The 12,971-nt window shown below is 31.1% G+C and carries 11 protein-coding genes and 1 pseudogene; 1 reads left to right on the plus strand and 11 read right to left on the minus strand.

Annotated elements, in window-relative coordinates; genetic code table 11:
- The 6 genes and pseudogenes from ABY298_RS04725 to ABY298_RS04750 form a co-directional block, all read right to left on the minus strand.
- Nucleotides 1-282, minus strand: a pseudogene (locus ABY298_RS04725) (glycosyltransferase family 1 protein); the annotation flags it as partial.
- Nucleotides 254-1,552 carry an O-antigen ligase family protein gene (locus tag ABY298_RS04730; RefSeq protein ID WP_372744858.1) on the minus strand — a complete coding sequence of 433 codons (1,299 nt, stop codon included), beginning with the start codon at nt 1,550-1,552 and terminating at the stop codon, nt 254-256. The pseudogene ABY298_RS04725 and the gene ABY298_RS04730, both read right to left, overlap by 29 nt.
- Before the next feature lie 46 nt (nt 1,553-1,598).
- Nucleotides 1,599-2,684, minus strand: a complete 1,086-nt coding sequence (locus ABY298_RS04735; RefSeq protein ID WP_372744859.1) for a glycosyltransferase — start codon at nt 2,682-2,684, stop codon at nt 1,599-1,601.
- 370 nt (nt 2,685-3,054) lie between these two features.
- Nucleotides 3,055-3,468 (minus strand): endonuclease domain-containing protein, encoded by a 414-nt coding sequence (locus ABY298_RS04740; RefSeq protein WP_372744860.1) that lies wholly within the window; start codon nt 3,466-3,468, stop codon nt 3,055-3,057.
- Between the two features lie 60 nt (nt 3,469-3,528).
- A complete protein-coding gene (locus tag ABY298_RS04745; RefSeq protein WP_372744861.1) occupies nt 3,529-4,902 on the minus strand; it encodes a glycosyltransferase in 1,374 nt (457 codons plus the stop codon).
- The gene (locus tag ABY298_RS04750) at nt 4,902-5,456 is read right to left on the minus strand and encodes a serine O-acetyltransferase (RefSeq protein ID WP_372744862.1); all 555 of its coding nucleotides are present in this window, start codon (nt 5,454-5,456) and stop codon (nt 4,902-4,904) included. Before ABY298_RS04750 ends, ABY298_RS04745 begins: the two co-directional genes overlap by 1 nt.
- Nucleotides 5,457-6,033: 577 nt before the next feature.
- Between ABY298_RS04750 and ABY298_RS04755 the strand changes: the two genes are divergently transcribed.
- Nucleotides 6,034-6,744: a hypothetical protein gene (locus tag ABY298_RS04755; protein WP_372744863.1), complete on the plus strand. Its 711-nt coding sequence runs from the start codon at nt 6,034-6,036 to the stop codon at nt 6,742-6,744.
- Between the two features lie 93 nt (nt 6,745-6,837).
- Here ABY298_RS04755 and ABY298_RS04760 read toward each other — a convergent pair whose 3' ends face one another.
- From ABY298_RS04760 to ABY298_RS04780, 5 genes are read right to left on the minus strand one after another with little or no spacing between them, the layout of a single operon-like run.
- Entirely contained in the window at nt 6,838-7,821 is a 984-nt protein-coding gene (locus tag ABY298_RS04760) for a glycosyltransferase family 2 protein (protein WP_372744864.1), read from the minus strand.
- Between the two features lie 6 nt (nt 7,822-7,827).
- Entirely contained in the window at nt 7,828-9,366 is a 1,539-nt protein-coding gene (locus ABY298_RS04765; protein WP_372744865.1) for a glycosyltransferase family 2 protein, read from the minus strand.
- The gene (locus ABY298_RS04770; RefSeq protein ID WP_372744866.1) at nt 9,363-10,508 is read right to left on the minus strand and encodes a glycosyltransferase family 4 protein; all 1,146 of its coding nucleotides are present in this window, start codon (nt 10,506-10,508) and stop codon (nt 9,363-9,365) included. The genes ABY298_RS04765 and ABY298_RS04770 overlap by 4 nt, the downstream gene beginning before the upstream one ends.
- Nucleotides 10,505-11,581: a glycosyltransferase family 4 protein gene (locus tag ABY298_RS04775; protein ID WP_372744867.1), complete on the minus strand. Its 1,077-nt coding sequence runs from the start codon at nt 11,579-11,581 to the stop codon at nt 10,505-10,507. The genes ABY298_RS04770 and ABY298_RS04775 overlap by 4 nt, the downstream gene beginning before the upstream one ends.
- Nucleotides 11,574-12,971 (minus strand): hypothetical protein, encoded by a 1,398-nt coding sequence (locus tag ABY298_RS04780; protein ID WP_372744868.1) that lies wholly within the window; start codon nt 12,969-12,971, stop codon nt 11,574-11,576. Before ABY298_RS04780 ends, ABY298_RS04775 begins: the two co-directional genes overlap by 8 nt.

Raw genomic sequence — 12,971 nt, forward strand, 5'->3', positions numbered from 1 at the left:
ATGTAAAATTGGAATATATGCTATTTTCAACAATCTTGCCAATTGAGCAATAAAAAAAGCATAATAAAAATTAGTGGTACTATAGGTATCTATTAAAATATAGTCTGCTTTTTTATGCTTTAGCACACCAAAAATCATAGCTAATAGCCTAAGAACTTTGTTTTTTTTATTGGAATACGTATACACTTGAAAATTTAAACTTTCCAATAAAAAAGATAATTGAACTAAAGTAGTTGGATTGCCTTTAGTTACATTATTCCCTATGTACACTATCTTCCTCATCAATTGAATTTCTTTCAATTACTATTAAACTTAAACCATAAATAAATGCTGGAAACGCAATCCTCATCGCTGAATGATTGATGGTTAAAAACCAAAACAGTAAAAATGCTCCTAAAAAAGCCCTTGGTAAATAAGATTGTTTGTACAACTGAAATACAGGAATTAAAATTAGTAACATAAGTATCACCAGACCAATCATTCCGTGCTCTCCTAATAGCCTACTTATTTCATTGTGAGAAGCGGCGACAATATCGGATTCTTCCATCCTATTGTATTTAGAGCCACCAACACCAATTCCAAAAAAAGGATGCTCAAAAAAAGATTCTAACTCACTTTCAAATAAATCTATTCTTCCTGTACTAATATCTGCTCTTTCAACTCCAGCAGCATTTTTATTTGCATACCTATTTGTAAGCATTCCATCTGTTACATCCGCAGTATACACCCAAGTACTTATTATAAACAATACTACCAAACCCACATATTTAAAAAAACTCAACAATGGATCCTTTTTTGCTAAAATATAAAAAACACTAAAAAAAGAAATGGCAAAAAATGCTGTTACCATACCTCCTCTAGACAGTGTAATCAATCCCCTAAATACCAAATACATAAATAATAAAATATCTAAACCAACTACAAATAACAACCGTTTTTTAAAAAATAAATGAACAACAACAATAAATACCCCTACACCTAAAATAGTTGCTACTTGATTAGGGCCATAACCTCCTGAGGTTTCAAAATTTGCAGACCCACCAAATGCAATAGTCTTTAAATCTGGTGTTTTAAAATACAAATAACTTAGCATAGAAATAATTGGTAAACACATCACAAACAACATATCCAAAACCATTTCTAATGGTATTTTCCTTCCATAAAAATAAATGGCAGCAACACCTAATAGTACTGGCCCACTTAAATTAAACGCAATGGCTTTTCGAATGGACTCATTAAAAGGAATATCCACAAAAGCAATCCCTATTAAGAGTAATAAAATATAAATTAAATAACTTACAGAAACATGATGCCTTTTTTCTTCAGTATACAATCCTATCAATAAAAATAATAGCACAGCGTACTTTGGTAATTCATGAAAAATCATCCCTCCTGCCATTCTAAACAACACCTCACCACCTACCAAATAAGCACTCCAAAACATCGCCTCATTATGTTTATTGTTGGTTCTTATAATAGTTAAAGCTCCAACAATTAATATCGCTATAGAAAATATTTTACTAAAAGACCCTATAAGCAATAATACCCCCAATCCTAGATGGAGAAGTGTTAAAAACAACCTGGAATATTTTGAAAAGCTATGCAAATTGATATATTTTAACTAATTCATTCAAATAATTTTCTCTTGAAAAGTTTAACGTAACAAATTTATACAAACTATTTCCTAACTCTTGTGCCTCTATACCATTATTTATAAAATACTCCAAAGCATTTTTTAAGGCCACAGAATTACTTGGAGGAATTAAGATACCTGTTTGCTGCGGTATCACCACTTTATTAATATCGCCAACTTCTGTAGCAACAACAGGTATACCAACCAATCCATATTCTAATAAACTTACTGGTAATCCTTCTGATTTAGAGGATAAAACCCCTATAGTTGCTTGTTGTAGCACATTTAAAGTGTCATTACAATTACCATATAAAAAAACAGCTTTTTGCAAATCATTATGTTCAATAAAACCTTTAATTTCTTGTGAATAAAAATCATTTAAATCAGCTCCTATTAAATGAAGTGTCCAATCCGGATAGCCCTTTACCAAGTTAGAAAACCCATGTAGTAAATTTAAATGATCTTTTTGAGGGCGTAAATTAGCCAAACACACTATTCTTTTCCCTTTAATACCTTTTAAAACAGTTTCCTGTTTTAAATCAGTGTTTAATCTTGCAAAATTGGCTAAATAAGTCTTATTTTTTGAATGTATATTTTTGGTTGCCCACGCTAATAACAATTCATTAACGGCTATACTGCTTTTAAAAAAATAGGAACAAATTTTTAGCACAAAACTCTTTCTTTCAGGTAACAATTCACTATTCCCATAATGATCGTGCCAAATAATTTGCACTGAAGGTTTTACCATTTTTAATAATATGGCTACAAAAAAGGAAGATGAATGTGCGTGAATAATACTTATTTGATGTTTATTTACATAGATTCTTAACCTCAATAATGCTTTAATATCTATGCTGCTTTTTTTATTTAAAAACAAATAGCCTACATTACTATCAATATTATTTTTTAAAGAACCTTCCATACGCGTTGCACAAATATGGGAATTTACACCTATTTCCTGTAAACCATTGGCAATATTTACTGCCATCATTTCTGCACCACCAGGGTTTAAAGAATCAATAATTTGTAAGACGTTTAGGTTTTTGTTCATATTTTCTTATCATACTTTCCCCTCTTGAGAGGGGTTAGGGGTGTGTTTTTTTTTATACACTTTTAATCAAATCATTTTCCAACTTTTAATTGGGAATAGCTTCATATTTAGGATAATCAAAAAAAATTATAAATTATCCAGCGCCCCAACTATGAAAAACCCACTGGAAATTCAAGCTGATCATTTTCTTATCGTTCTTTCCCCTCTTGAGAGGGGTTAGGGGTGTGTTTTTTTTTATACGCTTTCAATCCAATCATTTTCCCACTTTTAATTGGAGATAGCTTCATATTTAGGATAATCAAAAAAAATTATAAATTATCCAGCGCCCCAACTGTGAAAAACCCACTGGAAATTCAAGCTGATCATTTTCTTATCGTTCTTTCCCCTCTTGAGAGGGGTTAGGGGTGTGTTTTTCAAATTCAAAAATATAAAATTCTATTTTTCTAATTACATTTTCTATATCATTAAATACTTGAAAATCCGAAAAACGTAAAATTGCAACATTTAATTCATTTAACCTTTTTTCTTTTATCAAATCCTTTTCTTGTACTTCTACTAATTGATGGGAATAGCCATCAAGTTCTATAGCTAGCATTAACTCTGGGCAATAAAAATCAACAATATACTTATCAATGGGTCTTTGCCTTATAAATTTATAACCATAAAATTGTTTATTTTTTAATATTCTCCATAGATAAATTTCTGATTTAGTTGAATTATTTCTTAAATTCTTAGCTAATTCCTTTAAATTCTTATCATAGGGGATTAATTTTCTCTTTTTCATGATACTTTTAATTATAATAATTCTTTTACACACCCCTAACTCCTCTCAAGAGGGGACTAATTAAAACAACCTCCCAATCTCTTCTTCAAATTTCTCTAAAGTAAATTGCCTCGACCATTCCATGGCGTTTTGCGCATGAATTTTATACATTTCATTATTTTTAACATACCCTTCAATAACACTCACAATCTCATGTGAATTCGCAACAACTATGGTACCTCTACTCCCATTCCCTAACATTTCTGGAACACAAGACACGGCACTCGTTAAAGGAACACATCCCCAAAACATGGCTTCCGCCACAACTTTAGGCCACCCTTCAGATTTTGAAATAAATAGTGAAAAATGAGCTTGTTGATAAGCCTTTTTTACAATTTCTTTTGAAGTATTTCCATGTAAAATTATAATACCTTCTAATGAGTTATCTAAAATATAATCTGTTATTTTAGCTTTTTCAACACCATCACCATACATATCTAATTGAACATTGTATCCTTTTCTTTTTAGTTCGTGCACCACTTGAACACTTAACAATGGTTGTTTTCCAGGTGTTAATCCGCCAACGTAGATGAATTTTAGTTTGTTAGTAACAGATTCCGCATCAAGTGCGGAATGACGTTGTATTCCGTCATGCAGAACTCGATTCAGCATCTGCTCCCCTTCTACCGATTTATCATTGCGAGGAGTATGCAACGTGGCAATCTGTTGATCGTTTTCCAAATCATGAGATTCCCAGTCAAGCTGAGAATGACGGTTTGAATCGTCATGCTGAACTCGATTCAGCATCTGCCCCTCTTCTATCGATTCGTCATTGCGAAAAGTACGTGACATAGCAATCTGTTTCTTAACTATCGAAATATCCCTAATTTGAACCTCTTCAATTTCTTCCTCCGAATAACTCGCCGTAAAAAAAGGAACAATATTTTCACTCTGATTTGGCCAATCTCCATACACCAACACTTTACAGTTTCTAGTTAAAAAAGTATTTGAAAGTATCCATTTTTGAAACCTGTAACTTCTTGGCTGCTTACTTGTTGGATCCCAATTACCAGCGTATTTTACAGTTTTAGGCTTTTTCGGAAATAATATTTGCACAAAACATCCCAACAACCCAACATTTCCGGGACATCTTAAATGAATATGTTCAGCCCATTGCATTGCTTTAAAAAGTTGGATTAATAGTAATGGAATTCTAAAAAGACTTATAAAAATAGCTGGAATTGATACAAAAGAAATCGGCTTGATCGGAAAAATTTGAGGTTCCTTGTCAAAAGATGAAAGCAACAATTTATCTTCATAAACAATTGGTGAAATAATACCCAATTCTTCAATATATTTCGACCAAATATTCATTTCATACACATAAGGAGCGTATGAATAAAATTTATCCTCCTTTTTTAATGTTGGCGCAAATGTAACAATCAAAAATTTCATTAAATATATCCTTTTGAACTGTTTTTAGAAATTGGTGACGCAGGAACTCCAACAACAACCTCATTTTCAAAAACATCACAATTTACTAAAGAGCAAGCCCCAATTAATACATTATCTTCAATTATTATTTTTCCTGCAATAACTGCATTTGCTCCTATATATACATTGTTCCCGATTTTAGGTACTCCTCTATAATTTCCAATTCCTGAAACACCAATTGTTACGCCTTGCGAGATATTACAATTGTTTCCTATAATTGTATTGGAATTTAATATGATTCCTCCAAAATGTCCTATATAAAAAGAACCTCCAATTTGAGCAGATGCTGGGATTGAAATTCCTGTACTCATCTCAATAAGTTTTTGCCATAGTATCATTAAAAATAATAACAACTGCCTTAATATTGGAATTTGTACTTTTCTATAAACCAGATTTGCAATTCTATATTGAAAAACAGCCCAAAACCCTTGGGTTAAAAAAAGAATGGTTATAAAATTACCTCCATACTTTTTATATTTTTTAAAATCAGATTGTATTACTTGAAACAATGTCATTTTCTATACGATGCTTTTATAAAATTGAATATTCCTAGTGACTAAAGTAGTAATTTCAAATTTCTCTTGTACTGTTACTCTTATATTTTTTTTGTTCCAATTTAATGATGCTTATTAAAGTCAAATTAAAATAATAGATTTAACACTAGGGCAATATGCAAGGCATATTAATTGTAATTCTTTAATCAATTACTTTTTGATTTATTTATTGCATTGTTAAATTATCTATTTTATTTAAAACACCAATCGTTTTGTTCCGAGTATCTTCCAAGTATCTATAGAGTATACTCTAAGTTGGCTTCTTTAAATACCTCTTAAAATTGTGGTAAAACCGGCATTATTGACATAAAACAGCCGATTACATCCAATTAGCACCAATTCGGAATATTTCACTTTTTATGTCATAACCTAATTATTTATGGATAAATATAACTTATACTGAAAATTTATGCTTTATCGGCATCATCGGAACCTCCTTTTTGTATGCACTCCACTTCTCTTTTACATTTAACTATTATTAATTTTAAATTTATTAACTATGGCTAAATTAAAAAGCTTTATCAAATTAGAAGGAACGTTGGATGGACTAACGTTTTACAAGAGTCAAGATGGTTACTTGATACGAACCAAAGGAGGAGTGAGTAAAAGTAGAATCATGAAAGATCCGGCTTTTAAACGTACTCGAGAAAATCTGAGTGAATTTGGGTTAAATGCTAAAACAGGAAAATTAATTCGACAATCTGTAGGTGTATTCCTCAACAAAGCAAAAGATTCAAAATTGTCGAGTAGAATGCTAAAAGTCATGAGCGAACTTAAAAATCTGGATCATATTTCCGTAAGAGGTGAGCGCTCCGCAGGGTTGGGGTTGACCACTAATGAAGGAAAAGGAATTTTAAAAGGATTTGATTTCAACATACGAGCAACCTTACAATCTGTTCTACATTCTCCTTATACTTTAGAAACGGCAACAGGAAAAATTGAAATTCAAGATTTTAATCCTTCTGAGCAACTTTCAATTCCGGATGGTGCAACCCATGTACAATTAGAGTGCGGAATGGCAATCATCGATTTTGAAACTGGGCGTTTTGAAAACAGTTTTAGCAATACCGAAACATTGGCCATATCAAATTTGGTAACCACCGTTCAATTAATACCTGAATCAGTTCCAACTTCTCATGGCATTCAAATTCATTTTTTATTGGTTGAATTTATTCAAGAAGTAAATAGCGCCTTCTATCCTTTACACAATGGAGCTTTTAATGCTTTATGTATTGTAGCTGTTGTATAACTTATACTTCTATAGGAACATCAAAAAAAAACCTCACTATTTTATATGGTGAGGTTTTTTAATCTCTTAAAATTTTGAATCTAATTGCTAGTCTTATTTTAGTATAGGTTTATTAAAAAATAATGAAAACCAACCAACCAATCTACCTAAAGCTTCTGTAAAAGCTTCTTTTTTATTCCTTCCTGTAATTGCATTTATAAAACGCAATTTCAACAATACAATTACATTACAATGAAATAAGAGTTTGGCTTTTAATAAGGGCTTTGGATATTTCACCCGCCAAACATACCAACCATTACGCACTACCATTTTACCATAGGTATACTTGTTGGGTCTGCCAGATGCCTCATGGTAATGTTCAATTCTGGCGGATGTATTTACATATAGTTCGCCTAAAGTTGATAATCGCAGACAAAAATCAGCATCTTCATACAGTCCATACCCTTCAAAATAGGTAGAAAACTGAAGAGTATTAAAGACTTCTTTTCTAAATGAAGAAATGCCTCCCATAAACAGTTCTACTGGATAAATTTTATTAGAAGGCGGCAAATAACTTACGGGGCGCCCGTGTGAATATTTTGGCATAAAACCGGGTGATGTATCATCAATTAATCCTAAAAATCGTCTAATTTTAAAACGAGTGCTTTCTTTTCGGTAAAAACCATCCAAACTAAATCCATTTTGTATGGGACTTGTTTGCCATTTTACTTCATTTGTAATATAGCCACCAACACCTAATGCTTTTGGTTTTAACTGATAAGTGGCTATTAATGCTTCAAAATAACTTGGTTCAGGAATGGTATCATCGTCTAAAAAACAAATAATATCTATGGAACTATTCACTTTAGAAATCCCAAAATTACGCTGTTTTGTTAGTCCTCGATCCATTTCACTAGCTTTAAAATAACTTACATTTTCATAATTTTTTAAGGTTAACGCATTTTGAGTTTTATCATCTAAGGAACCATCCACTACAATAATTTCATTCGGATACAGTGTTTGCTGCTGAATAGTATCCAACAATTTAATAATGGCAACCGGACGTTGATAGGTACAAATAATTAGGCTAAATTTCATTTGTATTTATTTAAATCGTTCACCTAAATTTATCAATCCTTTGGCATACTGAATAGATTTACTAAACTGAATTTGCTTGTATGGGTATATCAGAAATCTAAGCAACATTACTTTTAAAGGAGCTTTTAACAAATAAATAAAGAAATGCTTTTTTCGCCATTCTGCTACTTGATGTGGTTTAAAATGTTTTAAAATTCCGTACGTAATTGTAGGACTTGGAACAGGTTTTATATATTTTACAGGGTTATCTAATTCCCACGGTTGCTGTTTCCTTTTTTTACCAATAATGCTAGCTTGACTACCCCACCATCTATATCCACCTGTTGGGGGTTTTAAATGTAAATTTGCTGAAAACGGATTCTGTAATACTAGAGCGCCATTTTTTATTAAACGAATACCAAAATCGCTATCCTCACCATAACCACCATCAAAATTTACATCGTTATAACCAATTTTATCAATCCATGCTCTTTTCACACAAGAATTGGCATTGCTAAAGGCTCTAGCAACCCCTACAAACCATCTTTTATCGCCTAATTTATTCAATCTATCTTCTAAATCATCTAAATTTTGATGCATGTTTTCCGCCATTATATCCAAACCATTACACGCATCTGCATTATAAGTTTGCAACAAACGGATATGATTTTCGACAAAATTTGGTTGAATTCGAATATCATCATCTGCAAAAATTACATACTCACCTGTACACTTTTCTAACGCTTCATTTCTAGCTCTACAACTACCTTTGGTAGTTTGCCAATAAACTTCTAGTTTAAAATTGAAATCAGATGGATTATAGTAATTAGCATCTCGTTCCTCTTCAGGAGTTGCATCAACAATTACTACTTGTGAAACAGGATACGTTTGGTTTTTATGATCTTCTAATAAAAGTTGCGCATACTTTTGTCTTCGCATAGTTGGTATTACCAAACTAACGGTAGGATTTCCTTCAATTGGATTTAATTTTCTAGGAGAAATGGGACTTACTTCTTTTTTTACAAAATGATTTTTCGCATAATTAAAAGCTTTTATTTCTGAAAAACAGTTAAACAACCCTTTTCTAAACAACATATAATAGCTATGATGTATTTTGAAATGTTTTTTGTAAAATAAATAGCGATCGTTTGAAGGTATTTGAATAGTATTAGTTTCAGAAGCAAATAGGCCTTTTACATATAATGGCAATCCAGACTGATTTCTCAATAAATTATATCCTAAATCAATTCCTTTCATTACTAGTGAATTATAAACTTCATCAAATCCACCCAATTGTTCCCATACCTTTTTTCTAATGGCAAAACACGAAGGATGTACGCGCCAAGAAACTACTTGATTACTTCCTTCAAAATCATTTAAAAACCACCAATACACAGCTGTTTGATAGATGATATCCTCAAAGGAATTTGTAAAACCCTGATCTAGAGAACTATGCCACAAATCTCCAGCACCTAAAACAAGACGCTCTAACAATTCAAAATCAGGAGCACCACAATACAAAATGGTTTCACCAGATGTAGTTATATAGGTTTCTAAATTCATCATTTTATATATCTTTTATAAAATTCAATACTTTGTGTTGCCACTACTTTTTGTGAAAATTGTTGCTCCACTTTTAATCGTGCCTGCTTACCAAACTCTTTACAAAGCGATTCATCATTTAAAAGAATATTGATTTTTAGAGCAAATTCTTTATGATTTGTAGGATGCACTATAAAACCATTCTCTCCATCATCAATTACTTCTGTAGCCCAACCAATATTGGATGCTACAATGGCTTTTTGTAATGCCATGGCTTCAATCCATGAAACAGGTAAGGCTTCAGCAAAAGTTGGAAACACGCAAACATTAGCCATTTCAATGTACTTCTTTATTTCATTATACGGAACCTCACCCAAATAATTCACTTGTTTTAAGACATCTGTATGAAATAAAGGCTTCATTAATTCCCAAGTAGACTTACTTCCAGTTACTATATCCTTTGCATCTTTACCCACTAAAACTAACGTTGATTTTGGGTTTAGTTGCATTAATTCATTAAATATGAAAGGTAACTCTAATAATCCTTTTTTACGAATTAAAGTTCCGTAATACAAAATTGTATCCTTATGTAAACTTAATTGCTTGTTAGCATTAAATAAGTTCACGTCAATACCATTTGGAATAATGGTAAAGTCCTTTTTTAAATTAAAAATAGCATTGGTTACATCTGCTGTAAACCTACTTACCGAAATAAAACCAGTGGCCTTTTTGAGCGCTCTTTTTTCATGGAATTTATTCTGCCATTTCACCTTTCTTCCATCTATATGACAAAAATAAGTATCGGAACCATGCAATCGAATTACAACTGGGCATTTTTTTGGTTGAATATAGGAGGTTATTCCTGTCCAATCAGGAGCTTCAACAATGTCAATTTTATTGTTTTTATGTAAATCGTTTATTTTTTGCTCAATCTTTTTACGCGTTAACCACCACGACAACCCTTTTAACTTTACATTTTTAATTTGATGAATTTCAATGCCTTCATCATAAAAAACAGCATCTTTTGTTTGTCTGAATACAATAATTAACACCTCGCAACCTTCAGCAATTAACCCATTGGCTAAGTTTTTAATACTCGTACCTATTCCCCCCGATTTTCCGGTAAGTTTATGTGGGTATTCAGGAGTTAAAAATGCTATGTTCATTGAAGATAGGTTGAATGATTTTCAACCATTTTCGCTAAATTGAATTGGTTTTCTATTAATAAATTGGTTTCATTGGTAATTTGTAGCTTTCCTTCAATAATATTTTTTAAAATTGTACGTAGTGCCATTACATCACCAGGTTCAAAAATAAAACCATTTACATTATCTGTTACAACCTCTAAATTTCCTCCAACGGTAGTAGTAATTACAGGCACGTTTGCTGCTAAACTTTCTAAAATTGACAAGCTAAAACACTCCATATAAGTAGGTTGCAACATATAGCTGTAATTAGAAAATAATTCATTTAAATGAGACGAACTGCCTTTAAAATGAATGTTATTTGTTAATTCCAATTGAACACATAATTCTTTCAATTCATTTTCATAAGGACCTTCGCCAAAAATGTCTATTTCAAAAGAACCTTTAAGATTATTTGGTAATTTATAAACCGCCTTCAACAAATCTTGAATTCCTTTTGAAAAACGCAAATGTGAGGTTACAATAAATTTATTTTTATGAACTTCCGTTCTTTTTTTAAATTTTGAAGTATCAATACCATTATAAATCACCCTTGTTTTATTTTTTAAAAAGAAGCCATAATCTTTTAAAATATGTTTTTTGGTATACTTTGAAACCCCAACAAATTGGTCTATATACCTACTATATAGCAGTCCTTTTATATTGTTTTTCAGCTTTTTAATCAGCGGAAAACCTTCCAAAGGTCTAGGATTATGATCCACCGCAATAATTTTTTGAATGCCACTTTTTTTAGCTTGTTTAAAAAATGGTGTACACAAAGCCATAAAATGCGTTACTAAAATAGCATAGTTAAAACCCTCTTTTTGAATTTTATTGATAAAAAACAATTCCAACGACTTATTTTCACTATTAAAAATGGTTAAGTCCTTAAAAAATGGAATTGTCTCTTTATAATCACTAAAATACCAATGTACATCAAGTCCTAATTCCTTAGCTCTTTTATTATAAGCTACATAAAAGCGATCCATCCCTCCAATCCTATTCGGATTTAAAGCATAATTGCATACAATGGCTATGGTTTTGGATTTATTCATTTAGTGTTGCTAACAATTTTACCATACGTTTACTAGTACCTTCTAATGGTTTACTTATTTGTAAATTTAAGAGTTCTTTACGTTCTTTTGCTCTAAATGTTGGATTTTTAAGTTCCTCATTTATGGCTGAAATTAGTTCGGCTTCTGATTTGGCAATAACCACTGCTCCACTATCTACAACTCTTTTATAATGGTCATAATTTAAATATTTTTGATCATCATACATTCCATTTTGAGTATTCCCAAAAACTGCATTAATAATAGGCTTGTCAAAAATCATAAAATCTAAACTCATAGTAGAACACATATTTATATTAATGTCAGAATAGGCTAATAAAGCTCTTAAATCTTTTAAGTCCTGCTTATCTGGTACCCTTTGTGACCACATTTCAGTGTGATTGGTACGTGTTAAAGTCCATTTAGGAAAATTCCATTGAATAAATCCGAACTTTTTTTGCAATTCTTCAAATCTACCTCCATCTTCAGCTGGTGATGTCCGAACTATAAAATTAACAGGTACTATAATTTTATTATTTTGAATAAGTGTAGCTATACAATCAATATAATGTGGATCTAATTTGCTAGTAGATACGTCACCACAACTGTAGTAAATTGTTTTTTTAGTTTCATCCAAATTAAACCTTTGAAAAAAGGATGCCTTATCCTTAAAATATTCAACTATAACATATGGCTCAAATTGAGGAGTGCCTATCACATGAACTTGGGATTTACTAATTGTAGAATAATAATAAAGTAGTTCATCCTTCATTAAATCACTCCAAACAAAATAATGATTAAAACTACCAAGCATCCTGCCTTTGGAAGGCAAATTATCCCAACTAAAAATAAATGTCCCAGTTTTAATTTTACAACCCTTAGCAGCTCCTAATAAAGGTGCTAAATTATAAGGACGCTGATGTGTAAAAAAAATAAAATCAGGTGAATCCTCACTTAGATATCGCTTATATTTTTTCACTATAAGACTATATTTAAAGGAATAATATTGTAATTTTTCAAAACCACGTATCCAAAATTCATTATTTAAATAGGTAGTTACTTTGTAAATAACCTTTATAAGTTTGGCTTTTAAACTAGTTCCATTTTTAGGATATCCATTTTTCAAACTCGTTTGAATTCCAAATGATTTTTTATGTAATTGTAAATGAGCAACTTCTTTTAATTTTCTCAGTACCCAACTTATTTTCGATTCCTTATAAATTTCTAATTCCCTAAATGAAATCCCATTCAGTAATTCTTTTTCATAAACATCTTTTATTAAACCTGAATAAATAATAATTTCATTCTCATTAGATTTCAATTCTTTTATAAAGTCACTCAAAATAAAGTTTCGATAACCTACTCCATCCGCAATTACAACTCCTATTTTCAT

The organism is Lutibacter sp., assembly GCF_041596795.1.
Taxonomy (GTDB): domain Bacteria; phylum Bacteroidota; class Bacteroidia; order Flavobacteriales; family Flavobacteriaceae; genus Lutibacter.

Bases quoted from the DNA above. Each gene is read 5' to 3' on its own strand.
- ABY298_RS04760 (WP_372744864.1), bottom strand. From the start codon at position 7,821: ATGAAATTTAGCCTAATTATTTGTACCTATCAACGTCCGGTTGCCATT.
- ABY298_RS04780 (WP_372744868.1), bottom strand. From the start codon at position 12,971: ATGAAAATAGGAGTTGTAATTGCGGATGGAGTAGGTTATCGAAACTTT.
- ABY298_RS04770 (WP_372744866.1), bottom strand. From the start codon at position 10,508: ATGAACATAGCATTTTTAACTCCTGAATACCCACATAAACTTACCGGA.
- ABY298_RS04775 (WP_372744867.1), bottom strand. From the start codon at position 11,581: ATGAATAAATCCAAAACCATAGCCATTGTATGCAATTATGCTTTAAAT.
- ABY298_RS04735 (WP_372744859.1), bottom strand. From the start codon at position 2,684: ATGAACAAAAACCTAAACGTCTTACAAATTATTGATTCTTTAAACCCT.
- ABY298_RS04745 (WP_372744861.1), bottom strand. From the start codon at position 4,902: ATGAAATTTTTGATTGTTACATTTGCGCCAACATTAAAAAAGGAGGAT.
- ABY298_RS04740 (WP_372744860.1), bottom strand. From the start codon at position 3,468: ATGAAAAAGAGAAAATTAATCCCCTATGATAAGAATTTAAAGGAATTA.
- ABY298_RS04750 (WP_372744862.1), bottom strand. From the start codon at position 5,456: ATGACATTGTTTCAAGTAATACAATCTGATTTTAAAAAATATAAAAAG.
- ABY298_RS04765 (WP_372744865.1), bottom strand. From the start codon at position 9,366: ATGATGAATTTAGAAACCTATATAACTACATCTGGTGAAACCATTTTG.